We start from the raw sequence: 6,188 nt of genomic DNA, 5'->3' as shown, positions 1-6,188 counted from the left end.
AAGTCCGCTCGACTTGCATGTATTAGGCACGCCGCCAGCGTTCGTCCTGAGCCAGGATCAAACTCTCCAATAAAGAGTAAGATTAGCTCATTGCTAAACTCTAGCTTTTGTATTACTTGTTTCGTTCATTTAAGAACGACTATTGTTGACGTTTATTGTTCAGTTTTCAAAGAGCAAATACTTATTAGAGACAACTTTTATATATTAACATTTGTTCTTATATATGTCAATCTCTTTTTATATTTTTTTATCAGCAACTTGCTGACTTGTATTATTATAGCAACGATTAAATATTATTGCAACAACTTTTTTAATATATTTTAAAATAAAAAAAGACGGCTTCCTGTACAAGCAAGCTGCCTTTACTATTTATACGAATGTGGATAAATTTAGTATCTAATTACTTCTTCTATAAACAGATGTCTATTTCTTTCTAATTCTAATATATTATCATTATCTAGTATTTTCACTAAAGGTCTTACAGAGTTAGCTTCCATAAACATTATTTCTGCTTTCTCTCCATTTGATAGTTTAACAATGCTTCCCGTGGTAAATTGCATAATAGCACTACATAATGTTTGAACAACAATTAAATCAAATTTCCCAAAATGATCCTGTTGAATCTTTTCTATTACTCTAAAAGGAGATTGCTTCTTTCTATATAAGCGTTCTGAGGTCATCGCATGAAAAGTGTCTGCAACTGCTATAATCTTTGCAAATGAATGAATCATATTATCTACATTCCCTAAAGGATAACCACTTCCATCTATTCTCTCATGATGTTGAAAGATAGCTAGTCTTGTTTCCTTTTTTAAGAGTGAATGTTCAGGAATCATACTCAAACTATATTTAGTATGATTTTTCACTTCGTTAAATTCTTCTTCTGTTAAAGGTTCTGATTTATGTAGCAAGCGCCCATTGATTTTTGCCATTCCTGCATCGCTTAAACAACCAGCTAATGCTACTTGAACGATATTTCCATAAGAATAATCCATTTTTTTTGCAATTAATGCACTTATAATAGCGACAGCTACCGAATGTTGATAGATATACTCCATTTTATTAGATAGGTGATAGAGAGAGACTAATTCCTTTGAAAGCTCATCTAAATCCTCTAACAAGGGTAATAGTAGATTTCGGACATTACTTATATCTACCGGCAATCCAGATTGCCAAGAGATAAATTCCTTCTTATACAACTGAACAGAATGAAGAAACTTCTCAAAGAAGGGAGTTTTTGTTTCATTTGTTGCTGCAACTGGTAGCTCCATAGATTTTACAAACTGAGAACCATCAATAAGTGTATTTTCTATTACCAATTGATCAATTAAGAATGCTTTTAAAAATTCTATATGCTCACTATTAATTACTGTATTAGCCTTCATTATGGGTCTATTTGTTGATTTGAAAATATCTTCAGCTAAAATGCAGCCAGGCTTTAAATCTGCAATATGAATATCCATTTACATCCACCTTTTTGATTTTCGGACTTTTTTACTATTTTAATGCATTTAATTTGAAAAGTTAACCATTATTATAATCTAAAAGTACTTTTTCATTTAAATCATCTATAGGTATTACTAATCAAAAAGAAGGCTATCAGATAATTTTCTGATAGCCTTCTTTTTATTCCTCTGTAGTTTGCTCTTCTTCTAGAGAGTTTGATTCAGTTGATTCTACATCCTCTTCAGAATCATCTTCTTTTTCTACCTTAGCTACGGTAGCTACAAACTCTTCTTCTTTTTCATTCAGTTTAATTAATCTAACACCTTGCGTGCTTCTTCCCATTGAAGAAATATCGCCTACTGCCATTCTAATTAAAACTCCACCCGTGGTGATAATCATTAAGTCTTCTTCGCCTGTCACTGCTTTCATGGAAACAAGTTCACCATTCTTATCCGTGACATTGCAGGTCTTAATACCTTTACCGCCCCTACCTTGCACTCTATATTCTTCAGCTGATGTTCTTTTTCCATAACCGTACTTAGTAACAACTAGAACTTCCGTATTCTCTTCTAATACTTCCATTCCAATTACTTCATCACCTTCTGATAATGTAATTCCTTTTACACCAGTAGCTGTTCTACCCATAGAGCGTACATCTGTCTCTGGGAATCGGATAAGTAGACCTTTCTTAGTTCCAATAATAATCTCTTTTGATCCATCTGTTAACCGAACGGAGATTAATTCATCTCCCTCTCTTAAATTAACAGCAATTAATCCATTGTTTCTTATATTGGCAAAAGAAGAAAGAGGAGAACGCTTAGATACCCCTTCTTTAGTTGTAAAGAATAAAGACCAATCATCTACAAACTCAGAAACAGGAATGATAGCATTTACCCATTCATCCTTTTCTACACCAAGAAGGTTAATAATTGGAATACCTTTTGCAGTACGACTGAATTCTGGTATCTCATACCCTTTTAATCGATATACCTTTCCTTTATTGGTGAAGAAAAGAATAGTATCGTGAGTAGACGTGTAGCTTAGCTGTTCTACAAAATCGTCTTCATTAGTACCCATACCTTGGATTCCTCTTCCACCACGTTTCTGAGCACGATAAGTAGATGCTGGTAATCTCTTGATATACCCATTATGCGTTAAGGTAATAATGATATTCTCTTGTGGGATTAGATCCTCATCCTCAATCATTTCCAGACCACCTGCAACAATTTCTGTGCGGCGTTTATCATTAAATCTTTCTTTCAATTCTAGTAATTCTTCTCGGATGATTTCCAATATTTTCTCTTCATCTGCTAGAATTGCCTTTAGTTCAGAAATCAACTTAATAAGTTCTTGATATTCTTCTTCAATTTTTTCTCTTTCTAATCCAGTTAATCTTTGAAGACGCATATCAAGAATTGCTTGAGCTTGTTTTTCTGATAAATTAAAGTTAGTCATTAATCCTTCACGCGCAATATCAGTTGTACGTGAACTACGAATTAATTTGATCACTTCGTCTAAATGATCTAAGGCAATACGTAAACCTTCTAAGATATGAGCTCTTGCTTCTGCTTTTCTTAATTCAAATTCTGTTCTTCTACGAATAATTACTTTCTGATGATCTAAATAATAAGCTAGACATTGTTTTAAGTTTAGAACCTTAGGTTGTCCATCTACTAATGCTAATAAGTTTATACCAAAGCTTGTTTGCATAGCTGTATGTTTATATAAGTTATTTAATAAAACATTGGCATTAGCATCTTTTCGAACTTCCATAACGATTCGCATTCCGTTACGATCTGATTCATCTCTTAAATCAGTAATACCATCTATCTTCTTATCGCGAACTAATTCAGCAATACGTTCTACTAGTCTTGCTTTATTTACTTGATAAGGAATTTCTTTAACAATAATAACTTCCTTACCATTAGGTTTAACTTCAACCTCTACTCTAGCGCGAAGAATAATAGATCCTCGTCCTGTTTCATAAGCTTTTCTAATGCCGCTTTTGCCAAGAATCATTCCATATGTAGGAAAGTCAGGTCCTGGGATGATTTCCATTAGTTCTTGAATAGTAATATCCTCATTCTTACTAATCGCAAGAACACCGTCAATTATTTCTCCTAGTTGGTGAGGAGGAATATTTGTTGCCATACCTACTGCTATTCCGCTTGTACCATTAACAAGTAAGTTTGGGAATCGAGAAGGCAAGACTACTGGTTCTTTCTCTTCTCCATCAAAGTTAGGCTTATAGTCAATCGTATCTTTATTAATATCTCTTAATAGTTCCATAGCAATCTTGGACATTCTTGCTTCTGTGTAACGCATAGCTGCTGCTGAGTCACCATCAACAGAACCAAAGTTACCATGTCCATCCACTAACATGTAGCGATAGTTAAAATATTGTGCCATACGTACCATTGTTTCATAAACAGCACTATCACCATGAGGGTGATACTTACCAATTACTTCTCCAACAATACGAGCAGACTTTTTGAATGGCTTATCAGAGTGCATACCTAAATCATGCATCGCATATAAAATACGTCTGTGTACTGGTTTTAATCCATCTCTTACATCCGGTAGAGCACGAGATACAATAACACTCATTGCGTAATCTAAAAAAGAATCACGCATTTCTTTACTAATATTTCTATCTTGAATTTGAGAATTCGGCATATCCGCCATGGTAAGGAAACCTCCTTAAGAAATAACCATACCTAGTTACCTTAGAAGGAACTAGGTTTATTTCTTATAAATTATGGACACTTGTTTTAAAAAAGAGAAGTACGATACTTCTCAACATTTATTTAATTAAATATCCAGATTTTTAACATATGTCGCATTTTCTTCAATAAAGTTTCTGCGTGGTTCTACTTTGTCACCCATCAACATTTCGAACGTTTCATCTGCCTCAATCGCATCATCTAAACTAACCTGAAGTAAGATTCTTGTCTCAGGATCCATTGTTGTATCCCATAACTGATCTGCATTCATTTCTCCTAATCCCTTATAACGTTGTACGTTCGGTTTTGGATTAGCAGGTAGTGAGCTTAATACATTTTGAAGTTGTTTATCACTATATGCATATTCTAATTTTTTTCCTTGCTTAATACTAAATAAAGGAGGCTGAGCAATATAGATATAACCTGCTTCTACTATCTTTCTCATATATCGATAGAAGAAGGTTAATAATAAAGTACGAATATGCGCACCATCAACATCCGCATCTGTCATAATAACGATTTTATGATATCGAGCTTTTGAAATATCATAATCATCACCTATTCCAGTCCCAATAGCAGTTATCATAGAACGTACTTCGTTATTAGAAAGGATTCTATCTAGCCTCGCCTTTTCAACATTAAGTATTTTCCCTCTAAGAGGTAGTATTGCTTGGAAATGACGATCTCTTCCTGATTTAGCTGATCCTCCTGCTGAGTCTCCCTCTACAATAAATAATTCACTGATTGATGGATCTTTAGAAGAACAATCTGCTAATTTACCTGGCAAACTAGAAACCTCTAATGCACTCTTACGACGAGTTAACTCACGTGCTTTTTTAGCAGCTATTCGTGCTCTTAATGCCATCTGCCCTTTTTCTACGATTTTACGAGCGACAGTAGGATTTTCTAATAAAAACTTATCTAGGTGTTCTGAAAATATGGTATCTGTAATAGCACGTACTTCTGAATTACCTAATTTAGTTTTCGTTTGTCCTTCAAATTGAGGATCAGGATGCTTAATGGATACGATTGCTACAATTCCTTCTCTTACATCCTCACCAGAAAGATTTGTCTCTGAATCTTTTACTAAGCCATTTTTTCTTGAATAATCATTTACGACTCTAGTTAATGCTGTTTTAAAGCCAGATTCATGCGTTCCACCTTCATGAGTATTAATATTATTCGCAAATGAGAAAATATTACCTGTATATCCATCATTATATTGAAAAGAGATTTCAACCGTAATACCGTCTTTTTCTCCTTCAATATAAATTGGCTCCTCGAAAAGAACTTCCTTATTACGGTTTAAATGCTCCACATAAGACTTTATTCCACCCTCATAGTGGTATTCTTTTCGTCTTTCCATTCCTTCTCGTGTATCTTCTATGGTAATACGAATGTTTCGATTTAAGAAAGCAAGCTCTCTAATCCTATTAGCTAGTGTTTCGTATTCATATTCTAGTGTTTCTTTAAATATCTCCGCATCTGGCTTAAAGTGAGTAATAGTACCAGTTTTATCTGATTCACCAATAATTTCTAAATCGGCAGCTGGTACCCCTTTTTGATATTTTTGATAATACACATTGCCATCACGGTGAACAAAAACCTCTAACTCTGTTGAAAGAGCATTTACAACAGATGCACCAACACCATGTAGACCACCAGATACTTTATATCCTCCACCACCGAACTTTCCGCCAGCATGGAGCACTGTCATAATAACTTCAACAGCTGGTCTTCCCATCTTCTCATGTATACCAACAGGAATCCCACGACCATTATCTTTCACTGTAATACTATTATCTTTTTCGATAATCACATTGATTTCATCACAGAAACCAGCTAATGCTTCATCAATACTGTTATCAACTATTTCCCAAACTAAATGATGTAATCCTCTTCCACTAGTTGATCCAATATACATACCAGGTCTTTTGCGAACTGCTTCTAAGCCTTCTAAAACTTGTATCTGACTTTCATCATAAGATTGTTGTTCAACAGGATTTTGTTCCATTGACA

At 34.3% G+C, this 6,188-nt stretch carries 3 protein-coding genes and 1 rRNA gene; all 4 read right to left on the bottom strand.

The genetic code is table 11. The features are described 5' to 3' along the window. Positions 1-73: ribosomal RNA gene (locus F9279_RS21095) — 16S ribosomal RNA — on the bottom strand; the annotation flags it as partial. 316 nt (positions 74-389) lie between these two features. Next, complete coding sequence (locus F9279_RS21090) at positions 390-1,463, bottom strand: HD-GYP domain-containing protein (RefSeq protein ID WP_152116165.1); 1,074 nt, start codon at positions 1,461-1,463, stop codon at positions 390-392. Positions 1,464-1,626: 163 nt separating this feature from the next. Beyond that, on the bottom strand, positions 1,627-4,131 hold the full coding sequence (gyrA, locus tag F9279_RS21085) for a DNA gyrase subunit A (protein WP_152116164.1): 2,505 nt from the start codon (positions 4,129-4,131) through the stop codon (positions 1,627-1,629). 126 nt (positions 4,132-4,257) lie between these two features. Continuing rightward, on the bottom strand, positions 4,258-6,183 hold the full coding sequence (gyrB, locus tag F9279_RS21080) for a DNA topoisomerase (ATP-hydrolyzing) subunit B (RefSeq protein WP_152116170.1): 1,926 nt from the start codon (positions 6,181-6,183) through the stop codon (positions 4,258-4,260). Positions 6,184-6,188 lie beyond the last annotated feature (5 nt).

The organism is Bacillus sp. B1-b2 (genome assembly GCF_009183415.1).
In the GTDB taxonomy this organism is placed as follows: domain Bacteria; phylum Bacillota; class Bacilli; order Bacillales; family Cytobacillaceae; genus Niallia.
Note: the sequence above shows the minus strand (reverse complement) of the source record. Positions and strands in the feature narration are given on the sequence as shown.